Here is a 17,877-nt window from a genome sequence, read left to right on the forward strand (position 1 = left end):
CCTCATGGTCGAGTTCGACGATAGCTTCCGCCAGCACTTACGCGAGCTGTTCGTGTGGCGCCGCGACGTGCGCCGCTTCCGCAGCGATCCGCTGCCGGAGGGGGCGATCGATCGCCTGATCGAGACCGCCTGCCTCTCGCCTTCGGTCGGCCTCAGCCAGCCCTGGCGCTTCGTGATCGTCAATGATACTGCAACGCGCCGCGCCGTGGTCGAAGATTTCAGGACGTGCAATGCCGACGCGCTGAGCTGCTACTCCGGCGACCGCGCCGCACGCTATGCCACCTTGAAACTGTCCGGCCTCGAGCAGGCGCCCGGCCATCTTGCCGTGTTCGCCGACAAGGGCAGCGACATCGGCCACGGCCTCGGCCGCGCGACCATGCCTGAAACGACGGAATATTCCGTGGTCGCCGCCATCACCGCGATGTGGCTCGCCGCCCGCGCCGAGGGCATCGGCCTCGGCTGGGTGTCGATACTGAACCCTGCGCGCATGCACGCTGTTCTCGACGTGCCTGACAGCTGGAAGTTCATCGCCTATCTCTGCATCGGCTATCCCGAGATCGAGTGCGACCGGCCCGAGCTGGAGCAGGCGAAATGGGAGCAACGGCGCAGCGCGGACGCGTTCACGCTGCGGCGCTAGGCCGCCGGGCACCAGATCGAAAGCCTGCGAACGAACATTCACATGCGCCTTTCGCCGATTGTGGGCACCCCGCTTTCGCGCTAAGCATCGAGCAAAGCAAGGCGATCGTGCAACTTAGTCCATGACGGGGCGATCTTTCGTTTCCTCGGCGGTCAATCGCCGCGGCTTCATTCGCCTCGCGACTGCGTCGGTCGCGGGATGGATCGCGCTCGGCGCAACCGACAATCGCATGCGGATCGTCGCCTCACTCACCGCATTGCCGCTCGACGACGAGCTGACCAGACGCGGCATGATCGACAGCGCAAGCTCTCGCCTGGGCAACCTCGTCGCCGGCTTGCGGCAGCGCGGCTGGGTCGAAGGCGTCAACTTCCGCCTCGAGCTCCGTTCCACCTTCGGCGCGCCGGACCGGCTGAAGATGGCCGTCCAGGAATTGCTCGACCTCAAGCCGGACGTGATCCTGACGGGGTCGACGATCGAGACCGCCGCCGTCCTTGCCGCCACCAAGACCATCCCGGTCGTGTTTGCGACCGCGAACGATCCGGTCGGCAACGGCTTCGTCGAAAGCCTCGCGCATCCCCGCGGCAACGCCACCGGCTTCACCAACAGCAGCGCCGAGATGGGCGGCAAGTGGCTCCAGCTGATCCGCGAGGCCGTGCCCGACGTCGCGCGGGTCGGCATCCTGTTCAACCCCGCGACCACCCCGCGCGGCGGACGCTTCTTCCTCGAATCGATCGAGCAGGAGGCTGCCGCATCCGGCGTCTCCGTGATCCCCGCGCCCGTCAACGCGCCCGCGGAGATCGACGACGCCGTCAAGCGCTTTTCCGAACTGCCCAAGGCGGCGATGGTGGCGCTGGTCGACAGCTTCCTCGTGGTCAACCGCAAGGCGGTGGTCGCGGCCGCCGCCAAATACCGCGTGCCCACGATCTATCCGTTCCATTACTTCATCGATGCCGGCGGGCTGATGAGCTACGGCCCAACGCTCGAGGTGCGCTCGGCCGATTACGTCGACCTGATCCTGCGCGGCACCAAGCCCGGCGACCTTCCAGTGCAATCGCCGCGCAAATACGAGCTGTTGATCAACCGCACGGTCGCCCGCTCGTTCGGCTTGACGATCCCGTTCACGCTGCTCGCGCGCGCCGACGAGATCCGCGAGTGAACGATCCCGGCGACCAGGAACCTTCGCGCACGCCTTCCGGCCGGCTGTTCAGGAAATATCTCTACTCGATCGTCGCCCTCGCCTTCGCCGCGCTCGCCATCAACACCAGCTTCGACGTCTGGTTCTCCTATCGCGAGCAGAAGCAGCTGCTGGCGGCGACCCAGCGCGAACAGGCCGCCTCCGCAGCGATTCAGATCGGCCAGTTCATCGGCCAGATCGAGAACCAGATCAGGTGGCTCGCGCGCCTGCCGCCGGAGCTGTCGACCCACGAGGACGAGCGGCTGAACGCCATCCGCCTCCTGCGCCTCTCGCCTGCGATCGCGGAGATCGCCCAGCTCAATTCGGAAGGCCGCGAGCAGCTGCGCGTATCGCGCCGGATCGCCGACAAGGTCGGCAGCAACGCCGATCTCTCCGCTTCAGCCGCCTTCCGCGGTGCCAATGACAGCCGGGCCTATTACGGTCCCGTCTATTTCTTCGGCGACACCGAGCCCTTCATGACGCTCGCCACGCGCGGCACCGGGCGCGCTCCCGATGTGATCGTCGCCGAGGTCAATCTGCGCTTCATCTGGGACCTCGTCACGGGAATCAGGGTCGGCAACACCGGCAAGGCCTATGTCGTCGACCGCATGGGCGTGTTGATCGCGCATCCCGATTTATGGCGGGCGCTCCAGCGCAGCGATCTCTCCGGCCATGCCGACGTCCGCGCCGCGCTCGACGGCATCGGGCCGCCTTCGGGCGGCCTCGTCAAGGAGGATCTCTCCGGCCAGCGCGTGCTGTCGACCTATGCGACCGTGCCCTCGCTCGGCTGGCTGGTGTTCGTCGAGCTGCCGCTTACCGAAGCCTACGCGCCGATCTATGCCTCGATCGGCCGCTCGACCTTCCTGCTCGTGATCCTGCTCGCGTGCGCGGTGCTGGTCTCGCTCATTCTCAGCCGGCGCATGACCGTGCCGATCCAGCTGCTGACCCAAGGAGCCAGGCGGATCGGCAGCGGCGACCTCAACTCGCGGCTCGCGATCAAGACCGGCGACGAGCTGGAGGCGCTCGGCGAGCAGTTCAACCGCATGGCGGCGCATTTGCGCGAATCCTACGCCACGCTCGAGCGCAAGGTGATCGAGCGCACCTCCGAGCTGGAGAAGGCCCGCGACCACGCGCTCGCCGAGCACGACGCCGCCGAGCGCGCGCGCCGCGCGGCGGTCGCGGCCAGTGAGACCAAGTCGCGCTTCCTCGCCGTCGTCAGCCACGAGCTGCGCACGCCACTCAACGGCGTCATGGGCGTGCTGCAAGTCTTGGACGGCGGCAGCCTCCTCAGCGAGGCCCAGCGCCGCCATCTCGCCGCCGCGGCGGCGTCGGGCGAAACGCTGATCGCGCTGGTCGATGCGGTGCTGGAATATGCGCGCCTCGAGGCCAGCACGGAAATGCTGGAGACGCGCGACTTCCGTCTCGACCAGCTCATCGAAGCCGCCGGCGACCTGATGCGTCCGCAAGCCCTCGACAAGGGCCTGAGCTTCGATCTCGCCTGCGATGACACGGTCGACACCGCCGCGCATGGCGATCCCGTCAGGCTCAACCGCATCCTGCTCAACCTGATCGGCAATGCGATCAAGTTCACCCCGAGCGGCGGCATCGGCGTGAGCGCGGCAACCGAGCGGCGCGGCGATCACCTCCTGCTGTGCATCATCGTGCGCGACACCGGCATCGGCATCGCGCCCGAGCTGCACGAGCGGATTTTCGAGGATTTCGTCCAGGCCGACGACAGTATCGCGCGCCGCTTCGGCGGCACCGGCCTCGGCCTTGCGATCGCGCGCCGCCTCACCCGCCTGATGCGCGGCGAGCTCAAGGTCGAGAGCGCGCCCGGCGCGGGCAGCACGTTCACGCTCGAAGTGCCGCTCGGGCTTGCCGGAAGCAGCGTGGCGCAAGGCGCGCTTGCGCCGCCGTCGCGGCAGCTCCGCGTGCTCCTGGTCGACGATGACCCCGTCAATTGCGAGGTCGGCGCAGCGATCCTGCACCGGCTCGGCCACCACACGACGATCGCCAGGAACGGCGCCGCCGCCGTCGAGCTCGCCCGCGATCAGGCCTTCGACGTCATCCTGATGGATCTGCACATGCCCGACATGGACGGCGTGGAGGCGGCCTTCCGGATCGGCGAGCTCGGACTTGCCAAGATGCCGCGCCTCATCGCCGTGACCGCCGACGTCTCCGGCCGCGCTCGCGATCGGCTTGCCGGCGCCAGCATCGCCAAGGTCGTCAGCAAGCCGATCCTGGTCAACGCGCTGCGCGAGGCGATCGAGGATGATCTGGTGGCCGAGCCGGCAGCCGCGCAACGCCCGGCGACCGAACTGATCGATCGGCCTTTCCTCGACGACCAGCGGGAGCTGCTGGGCGCCGCGCAAATCGACAAGCTCCACCATCTGCTCCAGCAGACGGGAGAACGATTGATCCACGACATCGCCGACGCCGCGGCGGCGGGCGATCACAAGCACCTCGCACGATCCGCGCATCAACTTGGCAGCGCGGCAAGTGCGCTCGGCCTCGTCCGCCTGTTCGAGCGCAGCCGCGACGTCGAGCTGGCGGCACCCGCGATGTCACCTGCCGAACTCGACAGTGCCGCACGCGAACTCGCCGAGATTCGACAGGCGTCGATGCAAGCGCTGAATGATCTGCTTGAACCTGCCGGACAGCAATCTGTCAGCTAGATTTGCGCAGGTCGGAGCTCCCAAGCGTTCTCTCCTGCGGCACCAGCGGCTGGCCAAGCGGAAAGATCAATCCCACGACTCCAGCCGGTTCTTCAGTAGGTCGCCCGGCCGGCGCTGTGTTTCCGGCCGGGCCAGCGCGCCCCCCAAGAGATCAACTACCTTCGTGCGGGACCTGTTTAGCATTCGCTATCACGAGCCCGAAGTTTTAACGACCAGCTTTATGTTGAGCAGGTTGACACCCTTGAATGGGTTCGGCGCGCTTTCGATGGTTCCCGTACCCGTTGCATTCGCGTAGGCACCAGAGCCCGACAGAATCGTGTATTCGCCCGTCGATTTGCCGTCTTTGGCCGATCCGGTGTAGCGCGCCGTAATCGAGCCTTCCTCGAACGTGTAAGTGCTATAGCCGAAGAAGGGGCCAGACCCTTTGAGCAGGTCCGAACTATTGACGAACTCTTTCACGCCGATACGGCCATCGCTGAAGACGGCCACTCCGAAGAATTTCCCGGACACGACCGTCTGTCCTTCAACGTTTGCGGCCTCTATGACCTTGAGGTCGAGCGGCTTGGTGACGAGCTTGAACTCGAGCACCCGCTCACCGGCTACGGCGGTTGACGCCGCGACGGCCAATGCCACACCAGAAAGGAAAAAGGTGAGAGACTTCCGCATAGTTTCCTCCTGCGCTTGTTGAAACCAAGTCGAGAAGTGCGGGCGACTCATCGAGCCAGGCTCTTCGCGGTGGCACGGAAGAGAGCCCTCGGCAACGCCCGACAGCGGCTGAACTCTCCCTGTCCTGAGGCGAAGTCGGGACGCGAATATGAGTCCCAAGCCACGGGAAGAAAGTTCAAGTCTCCGTTGCGATATAATCTTATCCAGCCACTGCGCGGGACTCTCAGCAGAGGCACAATCATCATGGCCTCTGCTGGTTGCCGGACTTCATCTTATCATTCGCGCAAGAGTAATTCCGAGGAATCACTGTCAACAACGCTGACAATGGGAGAACCCATGCCACTCACAATTTCAGCGGCAGAGTCCCTAGACTGGCGCTGCGAGCCGTTGCCCCGGCAGATTCGTGGCTTCACGACCCAGCCTCCGCACGTCTGCGCCCGCCAACTTCCTCATCCTCCCGCCCGAACCGCTCCACCAGGAAATCGATGAACAGCCGCACCTTCACCGACAGATGCCGCGTCGGCGGATACACCGCATAGAGCGCAAGCGGCGGCGCAGAATAATCATCCAGCACCGTTCGCAGCTCGCCCTTCTTCAACGCATCGGCCGCAATGAACTCCGGCAGCAGCGCGAGCCCCCTGCCCTTGACTGCGACGTCGCGCAACACCTCGGCATTGTTGACGCAGAGCGACCATGCCGGCTGGATCCAGTGGTCGCCGTCGCGGCCGGTGAGCTTCCACTGATTACCCGTGAGCAGGAAGCCGTAGGTCAGCGAAGCATGCTCGCGCAGATCCTGCGGATGCTTCGGCGTGCCGTGCCGGGCGAGATAATCCGGCGACGCGCAGATCATGCGCGCCACCGGCATGATCTTGCGCGCGATCAGGCTCGACGATTCCAGCTCCGCGATCCGCAACGTCACGTCAAAGCCGTCCTGCACGGGATCGAGCAGATCGTCGCTGAGCACGATCTGGAGCTGCAGCTCCGGGAAGCGCGCCATGAAATCGGCGAGGACCGGCCCGAGGCGCATCGTGCCGAACGACATCGGCGCGTTGACGCGGAGCAGTCCCCGCGGCGCCGATTGCGCCTGCGTCACCGCCTGGTCGGCAGCCTCGATCTCCGAGAGGATCACGACCGCGCGCTCGAAATAGCGCTGGCCGTTCTCGGTCGGGCTGGCGTGCCTTGTGGTGCGGTTCAAAAGCTGGACGCCGAGGCTCTCCTCGAGGTCGGCGATGTACTTGCTGATCGCCGAGCGCGACAGCCGCAGCTGCCGGCCGGCCTCGGCAAAGCTGCCGCTTTCCACCACCTTCACGAAGGCCCGGAGGCTGGCGAGCTTATCCAAGGGGTCGCCCCGTCGACTGTTTCCAAATCGTAGACATAGCCGTCATATATGCATGGATTGTCTCCAATCCAAAGCGGAACGATATTTCCGGCCAGAGCAAGACCGCTCCCCGAATCTGGAGGACGACAATGTCTGGACTGCACCATGTCACCGCGATCGCTGGCGATCCCATCCGTAATTTCGGCTTCTACACGCGGGATCTTGGCCTGCGCTTCGTCAAGAAGACGGTCAATTTCGACGATCCCGGCACCTACCACTTCTATTACGGCGACGAGACCGGCCGCCCCGGCACCATCCTGACCTTCTTTCCGTGGGCGGGCGTCTCGGCCGGGCGCCGCGGCGTCGGCGAGACCCATCAGACCGCCTTCCGCGTGTCGCAGCGCTCGCTCGGCTACTGGACGCAGCGCTTCACCGAGAAGGGCATTCGGTACGAGGCGCTGGAGAAGCGCTTCGGCGAGTCCGTGCTGCCGTTCACCGATCCCGATGGCATGGCGCTCGCGCTGGTCGGCATTCCCGGTGCCGAGAACGAGCCGGGCTGGAGCAATGGCGACGTGCCGGCCGAGCATGCGATCCGCGGCTTCCACGGCGTGACCCTGCTGCTCGACAGCGCGGCGAAGACGGCGGCCATCCTCACCGACGTGTTCGGCTTCAAGGAGACCGGGCGCGAGGGCTCGGTGATCCGCTTCAAGGCGCCCGGCGATGCCGAGGGCAGCGTCGTCGACGTCTACGAGGCGAAGGGCTTTCTGCGCGGGCATCAGGGCGGCGGGTCGGTGCACCACATCGCCTTCCGCGCGGCCGACGATGCCGAGCAGGGCCAGATGGCCGAGAGGCTCGTGAGCAATCACGGCCTGCACCCGACCGAGCAGCGCGACCGCAACTACTTCCGCTCGATCTACTTCCGCGAGCCTGGCGGCGTGCTGTTCGAGATCGCGACCGACATCCCCGGCTTTGCCGTGGACGAGCCCGTGGCGAGCCTCGGGCGCGAGCTGAAGCTGCCTGCTTTCCTCGAACCGCACCGCAAGCAGATCGAGGGCGTTCTGCCGAATCTGGAAGAGACCGCGTCATGACCGAGACTGCATTCATCCATCGTTTCGAGCCCGCAGGCGACGCGGGCTCTCCACCTCTGCTGCTGCTGCACGGCACCGGCGGCGACGAGAACGACCTGCTCGGCCTCGGCCAGATGATCTCGCCCGGCTCTGCCCTGCTTTCGCCGCGCGGCCGCGTGCTCGAGCACGGCATGCCGCGCTTCTTCCGCCGTCTCGCCGAAGGCGTGTTCGACGAGGAGGACGTGCGCCGTCGCGCGCACGAGCTGGGCGAGTTCGTCACAGAGGCGCGGCAACGCTACGGCCTCGCCGCGCCGATCGCAGTCGGATTCTCCAACGGCGCCAACATCGCGGCCGCGCTGTTGCTGCTGCAGCCGGACGTGCTGGCCGGCGCGATCCTGCTGCGCGCGATGGTGCCGTTGTCGGATCCGCCCAAGGCTGCGCTCGGCGGCAAGCCGGTGCTGCTGCTCTCCGGGCAGGCTGATCCAATCGTGCCGGCGAGCAATTCGGCACGGCTCGCCGCACTGCTGTCGCAGGCAGGTGCGAGCGTCACCCACAAGGTGCTGCCGGCAGGCCATCAATTGTCGCAAGCTGACGTGACGCTCGCCCGCGACTGGATCAGCAAGGCGGACGCCAAGGCCGCATGATCGAGCAGCGGCGCATCGTTTGAACGATGCGCCGCTGCCATCACTCGAACCAGCCGCGCCGCTTGAACCAGATCAGCGGCAACAGGCCGCTGGCGATGATTGCGAGCCAGGCCAGCGGATAGCCGAAGCTCCAGTCCAATTCGGGCATGTGCTTGAAGTTCATGCCCCAGACGCCGACCATGATGGTTGGCGGCACGCCGACGACTGAGACGATCGTCAGGATCTTGAACAGCTCGTTCTGCTGGATGTTGATGAAGCCGAGCACGGCATCGAGCAGCAGCTGGATCTTGTCCGACAATCGCGTCTCGTAATCGCTGAGCGAGACGACGTCCTTGGACACGGCTTCCAGACGCTTCTTCGAGGATGCCGTGATCCACTCGCTGCCGACGTCGCCGGCAAACGCGGCAACGCGGCCCACCCCGAGCAGGACATCGCGCGCCTTGGCGAGCCGGTCGGCCAGCTCGCCGACAGTCTCCAGGGCCTCCCGCATCCTGCGGCTGGAGCGCACCGGGCGCTGGGTGCGCACCAGCCCGCCCCTAAAGACACCGCGCGAGAGCTGGTCGACCTTGCCGCCGAGATGCTCCAGGACATCGGCGCCGCGATCGATCATGGCCTCGAGCAGGCTGACGAACACGCACATGCCGTTCTCCAGGCTGTCATCGGAGCCGATGCGCTTGCCGATGTCGTCGAAGATCGGTAGCTCTGCGAAGCGCACCGTCACCAGCACATGCGGACCGATGACGAAGCCCACCGGCGTGATCTCGGCCTCGTCGGCCTCGGTGACCCGGACCGCGGGCGAACTGAGATAGAGCGTGCCGTGGTCGAAGATCAGGCGGCTCGACGCCTCGATCTCGCTGAGCGAGTCTTCCGAGGGAATGCGGATGCCGAGCAGCCGCTCGACGAACTGCTTTTCCTCGTCGGTACCGTTTAGAAGATCGGCCCAGATGACCTCCGTGGGCATTTCCGCGCCGATGCCGTGCCAGTCGTCGGACGGCCACCTGTAAAGTCTGAGCAAGAACCGAACTCCGTGGCCGCATCGTCATGCCGGATGGCGCCGCCGACTAACGCATGAGAGTTCCAGACGTTCAAGACCCTCCAAGTGACAGCGGCATTCCAGGGGACATCGAGATACCGACCCGGAACACGGTCGAGCGATGCACGTTGACGGACGCGCGGGTGATCCATGGATACGCGTAGTGCATCCCGACATGACGACATTCCTAGGTGTTGAGGCCTGCGACCTGACCGCCCCACCGCCGGCGGCTGACGCGATCCTGTTCGGCGCGTCGGATGCCACCCCGTACCTCGCAGGTCAGACCAGCCATGCCGCAAGAGCGCCCGACGTCATCCGTCGCGCGCTGCGTCACTATGAGAGCGATCTCACCCGCTGGGATTTCGATCAGGACGCCGAGCTGCTCGATCCGAGCAAAATGAGGGTCTTGGACGGTGGAAACGTCCCGACCGACCCAATGACGCCGGAGAGCAACCGTGATGCCATCAGAGCAGCCACGCAGGCCGTCCTTTCGGTCGGCGCCGTTCCGATCCTCCTGGGCGGTGATGATTCCGTCCCCATTCCTTTCTTCGAGGCGTTCCAGGACTGCAAGGGACTGACAGTCGTGCAGATCGACGCCCACCTTGATTGGCGGGATCAGCGAAACGGATCGGGCTATACCTTCTCCAGCACGATGCGGCGCGCCAGCGAATTGCCCTGGGTCAAGCGCATCGTGCAGGTCGGCTTGCGCGGCATCGGCGGCTCCGGTCGCGCCGAATTCGACGATGCAAAGGCGTGGGGCGCGAAGATCTTCACGGCAAGACATGTCCAGCATCACGGGATCGCAAGCGTGCTCGACGCGATCGAGGATGACGGCGAGTGCCTGATGACCATCGATTGCGACGGTCTCGATCCATCGGTCATCCCCGGCGTGCTCGTCCCACAGCCCGGCGGCCTGTCCTATTTCGACGTTGTCGATCTCATACGGGGTGTCGCGGCAAAGTCCAGAATAGTCGGCCTGGACATCGTCGAATTCGTTCCCGAGCGCGATGTGCAGAATCTTGGAGCGATTGCGATCGCGCGGATCATATGCAATGCGCTGGGTTGCATTGGGAGACGGAAGGTATAGTGGTTCACCCTTCCGAGCACAGTCGTCTCAGGTCCACCATCCGTCACCGGGATAGGAAACACGATCCGCGGAAGAGATTTCCATCCCGACGCCCCTTCGAAGACGGCTGGCGTAGAATGCGAGAGGCGTTCCCTCATTGTGCCGGCACCAGCGCACCTCGCCGATGAAGAGCGTGTGGTCGGCGATATCGATCGATTGGACCACCTCGCAGGCGAACTGCGCGATCGCCTGCGGGAGCACGAAAAATCCTTGGCGAGCGACGAGCGGCGGAGCGTCGCGCAACAAGGGCCTTCCGGCAAAGTGCGCGCAGATCGCGGCGTCTTCCGCATGCAGGACATTGACCGAATAGACGCCGGACCTGGCCACAGCCTGCCACGTCCGCCCGTGCATGAGAGAGACAAGCACCGTCGGCGGGTTTGCCGAAATGGTCGTGAAGCTGTTGGCGGTCATGCCGAGCGGCGCGCCATCCTCATCGACGGTCGCGACGACGGTAATGCCCGTCGCGAACCGCGATGCGGCTGCCCGAAAACCGGCCGGTTCGGCATGATGGCCCATTACGCGCCTTCGATCTTGAAATGGCAGAGTGTCGCCCCCTTGGGCGAATAGTTTGGCACGTCGGCTGCGACCTTCCGGCCGATCTCCGAACCGAGCGCCGCGTCCATCGCAGCCGCATCGGGGAAGAAGGCCTGGAAGATGCAGAACGGCGCCTCCCCCGGTCCGAGTCGTTGGGGGAAAGCGTAATGATGACGCACCAGACCAGGGAGCGTCGCTGCCAGGGGGGCATGCTTGTCGACGTAGTAGGCCCTGAAGGCCGATGGATCGTCGGGCGTCGGGTAAAGAACGGTCAGGCAATGCATTGGTGTTCCTCTCAGACATGGTTCAGCATCCGCCCAGGAGCGAAACTGAGTCCGTACGGCGGTTCGTCGTCAGGCGGCGATCCTGCCGCTTCTATCGATCCAGGCGTGGATGCGTTTGTCGCTCGCCAGACGATCCCACTGGCGCTCCGGATAATTGAAGTTCTCGGTGAACTCGTCGCAAAGCTCCCGGTCCTGCGACATGGCGAAGATCAGCCGGCCCATGGCTTCCGATGGCGGCTGCAGCATCATGTTGGTCCAGCGGGCAGCGGCAAGCACGCGGTTCTCGCGCGCACGGTCGACGTCCTCGACGAAGCGCGCATCGAATGCCACCGCATCGGCGATCGCCTTGCCGAGCTCGAAGGCCGCATATGAGGCCATGTTGGCGCCCTGGCCCATCAAGGGATCGACGACGGAGTGAACGTCGCCCAAGGCAATGGCGAGCTTGTCGCCGTCGAAAGCTACCCAGGACTGCCGCACCGTCGGCACCACCGCGCCTTGCAGCAGGTCGAGCGGCTGGGCCAGCCCGAAGCGATGCGTGTCGATCCGGTCGTAGGTGTGCGGATGATGCTTTTCCAGCTTGTCCAGAAGGGTCTGGCGGAATGCTGCCGGGTTGGCATCGTAGCTGAGCGAGACCAGGTCGGCCATGTCGCCGCCGGGAATGTTTTCCATCAACAGCGCCGTTTTCATGCCGCCGAAGCTCAGCGTGGGGATGACGATCATCTCGCCATGGCCGGGCGAGACGGACAGGGTGACGCCGCGCGGATCGTCGTCATCCGGGCTGCCGTGATCGACGCCGTCGTACAGGCCGACGCAAAGCAGGCGCTGCGGCCGATCGTACGGAGAGAGTTCGGGCCGGTGAGCGAACATCCGCCCGAGGGCGCCCTTGCCGGTGGAGACGACGAGAAGGTCGAAGCGCGAGACCAGCGCGGGGATGTCGTCATCCTGAATGCTGGCATACTCGATCAGGCCGCCACGATCCTCGAAGTCCTTCATCAGGGCCGGCAGGTAGATTCGATAATCCACCGCGCGGCTCGGCCGCTGAAATGCACCGCGGAACAGGAGCCCGCCGTCGGGGAAATTGAAGAAATGATCGTGGTGGTGATAGACCACTTGGGGATCATCCCAGTGGTTCACGCCAAGCTCGTTCTCCCGCGCGATGGTGACGCTGTGATGCGCGACGGTGTTCATCAGCCGTGTCGCCGCATACTGCTCCGGGGCGCGGTCCGTCAGCACGGTTGCCGCAATGCCCTGCTTCTGCAGGTAGAGCGCCAGATGCAGGCCGCCGGTGCCGGCCCCGAGAATGCCGATCGATTTGCTCATTCGTGTCCTCCCCTGAACGCAGGAAGGCTAGACCGGACCAGCCATGCCGTATATGGAATGGTCAGAATAATATAAATTCCGGCGAGGAATGAATGGACCGGATCGAGGCGCTGCAGACCTTCATCCGGGTGATGGAGGCAGGGAGTTTCACCCAGGCCGCCGACGACCTCGGTTTGGGTCAGCCGGCGATCAGCAAGCGCATCGCGCTGCTGGAAGCCGAGTTTCGCTGCCGACTGTTCGTGCGCACCACGCGCAAGCTGCGGCCGACCCCGGAAGCCGACCGCGTCTTGAAATACGCCAAAGACATCGTCGCGCTGCTCGAGAGCGCCGGCGCGCCGACGCAAAGCCGGATCGGCAATCCGTCAGGGACGTTGCGCATGACGGTGCCGACCTCGTTCGGCCGCTTCTTCTTCCGTGAGATCTTCGCCGAATATACCCGCCGCTATCCTGATGTCCGGCTGGACGTCAGTTTTACGGAACAGTTCGTCGACCTCATCGAAACCGGGACCGAGCTTGCGATACGGATCGGCAGCCTCAATTCGAGCTCGCTGGTGGCGCGGCGGGTGGGCACCATTAAACGCCTGCTGGTGGCGGCGCCCGCGCTGCTTGCGCGTCATCAGGTACCCTCGTTGCCGGATCATCTGCGCCGCATGCCCTGCGTCACCTACTCGCGCCTGTCGCAGAAGAATCAGTGGACGTTCGAATCCGAAACCGGCCGTTACGTCGTGGACATCGCGCCGGCGATGACCTGCGACGATGCGGACGTGATGACGCTGGCTGCATTGGAGGGGATAGGCGTCGCCGTGCTGCCGAACTGGTGCACCGTCGAGCACATCGCGGCCGGCCGTCTCGTCCATGTGCTGCCCGACTTCGTCGTGCCGCCGCTGCCCATGCATGTCGTCTATCCCGACCCGCAATGGATGTCACACCGGGCACGACTGTTCCGCGATCTGATCATCGAGCGTGCGGACGTCTTTGCGCTCGCTGATCGCTTTCGAAACGCCGATCTCGCCCCTTCGGCAACCACGGAAACTGGTTCGTTCCGTTGAGCGTGTGACGTCTGGAAGGGGTCACAAAGCGGAGCGAGGTAAGCACGTCTCCGCGTCCGGTCTAGCCCTGAGAGCCAACATTGCGATGGCCTCAGCATTGTTCGGCTCAGGGGCCAGAAGCGGACAAACGTCGCTTCCAATTGTTTGCCGCAGAGTGGTGTTTCCTTAATTTCCTTTGTGACAAAATCCGAGGATCGCAGGGATATTGCCTTGAACGAATGCGACTTTCACTAACGGCCCGCGCTGACAATCTCACCAAGCGTCGTAGCAAGATTCCTGAATGGATCGCTGCTGCATCGTCCGGCGACGTGGACGCTCAGTTGGCCCTCGCCTGGGAGTATGCCCGAGGCGATGCCGTTGCCCCCGATCTCGTGACGGCATGGAACTGGTTTGATCGTGCCGCCTCATCTGGTCAGGAGAACGGTGTCTTACATCGAGCCCGCTTCCTTCAGCTTCGCGGTGTCCCGGAGGGGGTACGAGAACTTCGCAAGCTCGCCGTCAAGGATAATTGGAACGCACAGTTTTGGCTCGCGACGCACTATCAGTCCCAAGACGGGCGCTTGAACCAGTTGAGAGCCGCCGTGTGGTACGACCGATCCTACAAAAACGGCTGCCTCGGCGGTAAGCTCGCCAAGCTGGCGCAACTGAGAAGAACCGCGCATCAACCCTTCAGAACTGTACTTGCCGTCAGGCTCGTCATTGAAGCGTTTTCGTTCTTCCTGCAAATTTTTCGTCAAGAGCAGAAGATCGAACTCCACGAGGTGCTTCTGTATCGCTTAAAGAGCAGACCTCGTGAGAGCAGCTAATCGGCGGTTGAAGTCGCTTCGGGTCAAAAGCTTGCGCTAATCGCGAGGTTTCTTGAATATGAAATCAAATGTTGAAGTAGGACCCTGCTGCCTCTTCCAATCCGCAAGCCTCTCCTCTTGCTCGTGCAACTCACGATACAGCTCAGACATCCGGGCAAATATCGACCGGATAGTTTCATCATTCGCGGCCTTCGAAATCTGAGCACATCGCTCGGCCGTGTCGAGATTCTCGCTCATGAATGCTGTCTCTACGCTACAACTAGGCCCTTACCTTGGCCTTCCGGCCAGACGTCTCGGATGCCTCAAGGCATGCTTGTACTCAAAACGGGAAATGAACGGCCAAGCATTGTAATCTCCAGCCGCAAGAAAGCCGGAGGCACGATCGTGAGAAATCGTATTGTGCCAACTCAACCACATCGGGCGGGCACGTCGCATCGGGTGGAGGCCGGGCAATGAAATCTTCGGCCAACGGTACTCAAAGTCGCCGTCGAGAAACAATATCCAGCGCAGCACGTTTCCAGACCGGATCGAGGCGGTGACGTCGGACCAAGCGATGCTCCTTCATATCGCTGTAGAGGAGCCACGACATGTCTGTAATCGCCCAGATCGCTGGGTCCCCGTCGTTCACCGGCATAGTTCGTTCAAACTGATCGTTGGTAATCGAGCCGGCAATCAGCTGTCTAAGGTTTCCTGAAAGCTGGTCGCGTGCTGCGCGATCTATCATCCTGCTACTCCGATCCGGCCGGTGGATCATTCACCCGGCAAACCTTCCGTTGAGTTAGCAGCTTTGCTCGCAGTTGAGAGAAATCTAGCGAGGTCCGCTTCGGGTCAAAAGCCGCCGGTTTGCCCAGCAGTCGGGGCGCTTCCGGTTTACCCCGCTCCGGACAACTCGTCGCTACGCCCTAACGGAAGATGGGCCAACAGCGGAAGTCGCGCTCATTCGATCACCTCGTTGCGCAGATAAGTCCTTGGCTCAGATTTCATTTCGGCAGCCCGGGGCAATGTGCCGCACGCCGGTTGATGGAAACGCGGTTCGGGGATGAGAAAAAAGGAGCTTCCGATTTCGGCGCAGCGGAGTTGATACCGCACGGGATCACCACAGTGGTGCTCTGACCTTCCGCCGCCACTGTGGGGCCAAGTCGCTCGGGCGGGGGTCGCATGGTGGTCGGCACGAGAGGGAAAGTTCCACTCCGGCGGCCTGCCTGTGACTGCGTCCGTATAGGCAAATCGCGGAACGACGCTCCGACGTCGGTTTTCGGGGAGCACACGCGTCATGGATGAAATCCTGCGTTGGGTGGCGACAGTCGGCACGATCGGCGCCGGGCTGATCCTAGCTGCCCGGGCGCGGCCACTCATTACCGGCTGGGCCTTCGTCGTACTGAGCGGTGCATCGGTGATCTGGATCGTCGTCGGCTATCTAACAGCGGAATATGCGCTGATGGTGCAAAACGTGGTGGTGACACTTATCAACGTGTTCGGCGTCTACCGGTGGCTGATCTGGAAAGGAAATGTATGAAAGCGTTCTGCCTGCGCGCTCTGCCGTCCGCGCGCGCGCAGGTCAAGCTTAGCTCGGCGGCCTCTGTCCGGTCTTACTTCAGGTCCATTGGGAGATTTGCGGGTTCGCGAACAGGTAAGATCGGTTCCCTACCGGGTAAGCCTAGTCCATCGGATATACAAACTGAGAACGGCAGTAAGTCCGATATGGGTCATGAGCGCCAATTGTCGGCACGCAGGTTACTTCCGATTTCCCCCGATGAGCCGACAACAGAGACGCTGCCTGGACCTGCACCTCTGGGCCACATTCGGACATGTGCGTCGTTAGGCTGACGAAGGTCCTTCAACAATCTTCCAATACGAGTCCTTGCGGATCACCTCGTCCGCGCGAAAAGTGTAAAAGTCACATCCTCGGACCTCGATCCTTTTTCCTTCGCCGGTCGTGCCCGTTAGCGTCCATTTTGAAATGCCCGTGTTTGCCATCGTATCAACAAAATGCTCGGCGTCGCCGTAGTGAACATCCGGTAAGCCTTCAAAGCGCGTCGCGAGCCCGTCTCGTACGTTGCGTTTGCCCTCGAAGCGGGAGCCCCAAGGCTTGGTTCCCCTCGGCATCTCCAAGACACAATCGTCAGCAAAGAACTCCATGATGGAATCCAAGTCGTGCGCGTTGAATGCTTCACACAGCGCCGTCAATTTCGATCGAATGTCCATCCTTCCCTCCATCGAGTTCCCGGAAGGGATACAATAACACAAGGGCACACAGGTGAGTTGAAGGGCCGATTAGGCGTCTGGTCGATGTCGCCTTGCGGATCAAAAGCGCCGGTTTGAACGGCGCCGCTTCACTTCCGATGTGCCCCTATTAGCAGCCCATTTCTGATCCAAACCGAACTTCGCCGTCGGGCCAGCAACGGACTCATGCTCCACAGCAAACTACGCCCTCATTCGATGACCTCGTCGGCGCGGGCGAGCAGCGATGGCGGCATGGTCAGCCCGAGCGCCTTGGCAGCGCTGAGATTGACAATAAACTCGAACTTAGTTGGCTGTTGAACTGGAAGATCCGCAGGCTTGGTGCCCTTCAGGATCTTGTCTACGTAGGTCGCAGCGCGCCGGGACAAATCCGATAGGCTCGCGCCATAAGCGATGAGGCCTCCAGCCTCCACAAACTCCCGAACGCCGTGGATGGCAGGCAAGCGATTTCTCGCTGCGAAGTCGACGATCTGTTTTCGATAACGAACGGTGAGTGGGTCTTCGACCGTAATCAGGCCCTCTGGACGTTGGACTTTGGCAGCCTCGAACGCTGTATCAAAATCATCGAGGCTGCGCACCTCAAGCGATTGGAGCGTAACTCGCAATGTCCGGGCGGCACGGTCCGTCTCTCTGAACACATCCGCCGCATAGGGATTGGCAGCATTCCACAGGATGGCCGCTCTGGAGACGTCGGGCAGAAGCTCCTTGAGTAGCTCCAACCGCTTCCCGCCCAAATCCGGAGCCATTAGGCTCAAACCTGTGACATTCCCGCCTGGGTGCGCCAAACTCGGAACAAGCCCGCTCCCGAGTGGATCGCCAGCAGGCGCCGTGACAATGGGGATCGTCGAGGTGGCTTGCTTGGCGGCGAGTGATGCCAATGTTCCGTTTGCAACGATGACATCGACCTTGAGATGCACCAACTCTGTGGCCATGCCGGGTAGCCGATCCGAATGACCTTCTGCGAATCGGTACTCGAAGGCAACGTTAGTCCCTTCCATCCAGCCCAACTCACGGAGGGCTTCAGCGAAAGCTCGTTCGAGTCCGACGCCACCCTGCGCAGCTGCGGCGCCCGCGTTGAAATAACCAATACGGTATAACTTGCCCACCGGCTGCGCTCGGGCACTGAGCGGCCAAGCAAGTGCCACGCCGCCAATGAATTTAACAAATTGCCGCCGCCGCATGGTTGTCTCCCGGATCAGGAGAACGTTGGTCCCAATTTAAATTATCGCACTGAACGGGGTTCGGGGATAGCGTCGGCGGGAGGTGGCTGATGTCTCAAAGGGTCAAAATGCGAAGAACTCAG

18 protein-coding genes are annotated in these 17,877 nt (G+C 63.2%); 9 read left to right on the forward strand and 9 right to left on the reverse strand.

All coding sequences use genetic code 11. The features are described from left to right. Positions 1-4: 4 nt before the first annotated feature. The 3 genes from bluB (at position 5) to I6F33_RS20215 (ending at position 4,486) form a co-directional block, all read left to right on the forward strand. A complete protein-coding gene (bluB, locus tag I6F33_RS20205; RefSeq protein WP_036034966.1) occupies positions 5-637 on the forward strand; it encodes a 5,6-dimethylbenzimidazole synthase in 633 nt (210 codons plus the stop codon). Between the two features lie 121 nt (positions 638-758). Then, the gene (locus I6F33_RS20210; protein ID WP_109144301.1) at positions 759-1,793 is read left to right on the forward strand and encodes an ABC transporter substrate-binding protein; all 1,035 of its coding nucleotides are present in this window, start codon (positions 759-761) and stop codon (positions 1,791-1,793) included. Further along, complete coding sequence (locus tag I6F33_RS20215; RefSeq protein WP_225143933.1) at positions 1,790-4,486, forward strand: hybrid sensor histidine kinase/response regulator; 2,697 nt, start codon at positions 1,790-1,792, stop codon at positions 4,484-4,486. Before I6F33_RS20210 ends, I6F33_RS20215 begins: the two co-directional genes overlap by 4 nt. A gap of 189 nt (positions 4,487-4,675) precedes the next feature. On the opposite strand, the gene I6F33_RS20220 is transcribed toward I6F33_RS20215, so the two are convergent. Both I6F33_RS20220 and I6F33_RS20225 read right to left on the reverse strand, forming a co-directional pair. Then, the gene (locus I6F33_RS20220) at positions 4,676-5,152 is read right to left on the reverse strand and encodes a hypothetical protein (protein ID WP_225143935.1); all 477 of its coding nucleotides are present in this window, start codon (positions 5,150-5,152) and stop codon (positions 4,676-4,678) included. A gap of 409 nt (positions 5,153-5,561) precedes the next feature. Continuing rightward, positions 5,562-6,491, reverse strand: coding sequence for a LysR family transcriptional regulator (locus I6F33_RS20225; RefSeq protein ID WP_225143936.1), 930 nt, complete (start codon positions 6,489-6,491; stop codon positions 5,562-5,564). A gap of 128 nt (positions 6,492-6,619) precedes the next feature. Between I6F33_RS20225 and I6F33_RS20230 the strand changes: the two genes are divergently transcribed. Continuing rightward, positions 6,620-7,558: a ring-cleaving dioxygenase gene (locus tag I6F33_RS20230; RefSeq protein ID WP_225143938.1), complete on the forward strand. Its 939-nt coding sequence runs from the start codon at positions 6,620-6,622 to the stop codon at positions 7,556-7,558. Further along, positions 7,555-8,181, forward strand: coding sequence for an alpha/beta hydrolase (locus tag I6F33_RS20235; RefSeq protein ID WP_036005438.1), 627 nt, complete (start codon positions 7,555-7,557; stop codon positions 8,179-8,181). The genes I6F33_RS20230 and I6F33_RS20235 overlap by 4 nt, the downstream gene beginning before the upstream one ends. Positions 8,182-8,221: 40 nt before the next feature. Here the strand turns inward: I6F33_RS20235 and I6F33_RS20240 are convergent, their stop codons facing one another. Further along, the gene (locus I6F33_RS20240; protein ID WP_036005440.1) at positions 8,222-9,196 is read right to left on the reverse strand and encodes a magnesium transporter CorA family protein; all 975 of its coding nucleotides are present in this window, start codon (positions 9,194-9,196) and stop codon (positions 8,222-8,224) included. Between the two features lie 193 nt (positions 9,197-9,389). On the opposite strand from I6F33_RS20240, the gene I6F33_RS20245 reads away from it, so the two are divergent. Beyond that, positions 9,390-10,301 (forward strand): arginase family protein, encoded by a 912-nt coding sequence (locus I6F33_RS20245; protein ID WP_225143939.1) that lies wholly within the window; start codon positions 9,390-9,392, stop codon positions 10,299-10,301. Between the two features lie 27 nt (positions 10,302-10,328). Here I6F33_RS20245 and I6F33_RS20250 read toward each other — a convergent pair whose 3' ends face one another. From I6F33_RS20250 to styA, 3 genes are all read right to left on the reverse strand, one after another. Further along, positions 10,329-10,856, reverse strand: a complete 528-nt coding sequence (locus I6F33_RS20250; protein WP_225143941.1) for a flavin reductase family protein — start codon at positions 10,854-10,856, stop codon at positions 10,329-10,331. Then, complete coding sequence (locus tag I6F33_RS20255) at positions 10,856-11,158, reverse strand: EthD family reductase (protein WP_225143943.1); 303 nt, start codon at positions 11,156-11,158, stop codon at positions 10,856-10,858. Before I6F33_RS20255 ends, I6F33_RS20250 begins: the two co-directional genes overlap by 1 nt. 69 nt (positions 11,159-11,227) lie before the next feature. Continuing rightward, a complete protein-coding gene (styA, locus tag I6F33_RS20260; RefSeq protein WP_225143945.1) occupies positions 11,228-12,478 on the reverse strand; it encodes a styrene monooxygenase subunit StyA in 1,251 nt (416 codons plus the stop codon). 92 nt (positions 12,479-12,570) lie between these two features. Here styA and I6F33_RS20265 point away from each other — a divergent pair, with 92 nt between their 5' ends. Together I6F33_RS20265 and I6F33_RS20270 are read left to right on the forward strand one after the other, a co-directional pair. Continuing rightward, a complete protein-coding gene (locus I6F33_RS20265; RefSeq protein ID WP_225133545.1) occupies positions 12,571-13,527 on the forward strand; it encodes a LysR family transcriptional regulator in 957 nt (318 codons plus the stop codon). 218 nt (positions 13,528-13,745) lie between these two features. Beyond that, positions 13,746-14,333 (forward strand): tetratricopeptide repeat protein, encoded by a 588-nt coding sequence (locus I6F33_RS20270; protein ID WP_225143947.1) that lies wholly within the window; start codon positions 13,746-13,748, stop codon positions 14,331-14,333. A gap of 475 nt (positions 14,334-14,808) precedes the next feature. Here the strand turns inward: I6F33_RS20270 and I6F33_RS20275 are convergent, their stop codons facing one another. After that, the gene (locus I6F33_RS20275; RefSeq protein ID WP_225143949.1) at positions 14,809-15,057 is read right to left on the reverse strand and encodes a hypothetical protein; all 249 of its coding nucleotides are present in this window, start codon (positions 15,055-15,057) and stop codon (positions 14,809-14,811) included. A gap of 549 nt (positions 15,058-15,606) precedes the next feature. On the opposite strand from I6F33_RS20275, the gene I6F33_RS20280 reads away from it, so the two are divergent. Then, complete coding sequence (locus I6F33_RS20280; RefSeq protein ID WP_051056887.1) at positions 15,607-15,849, forward strand: hypothetical protein; 243 nt, start codon at positions 15,607-15,609, stop codon at positions 15,847-15,849. Positions 15,850-16,151: 302 nt separating this feature from the next. On the opposite strand, the gene I6F33_RS20285 is transcribed toward I6F33_RS20280, so the two are convergent. Both I6F33_RS20285 and I6F33_RS20290 read right to left on the reverse strand, forming a co-directional pair. Beyond that, positions 16,152-16,538, reverse strand: coding sequence for a nuclear transport factor 2 family protein (locus I6F33_RS20285; RefSeq protein WP_249789925.1), 387 nt, complete (start codon positions 16,536-16,538; stop codon positions 16,152-16,154). Positions 16,539-16,765: 227 nt separating this feature from the next. Beyond that, the gene (locus I6F33_RS20290) at positions 16,766-17,755 is read right to left on the reverse strand and encodes an ABC transporter substrate-binding protein (RefSeq protein WP_225143953.1); all 990 of its coding nucleotides are present in this window, start codon (positions 17,753-17,755) and stop codon (positions 16,766-16,768) included. Positions 17,756-17,877 lie beyond the last annotated feature (122 nt).

The organism is Bradyrhizobium sp. BRP20 (assembly GCF_020194215.1).
Classification (GTDB): domain Bacteria; phylum Pseudomonadota; class Alphaproteobacteria; order Rhizobiales; family Xanthobacteraceae; genus Bradyrhizobium; species Bradyrhizobium yuanmingense.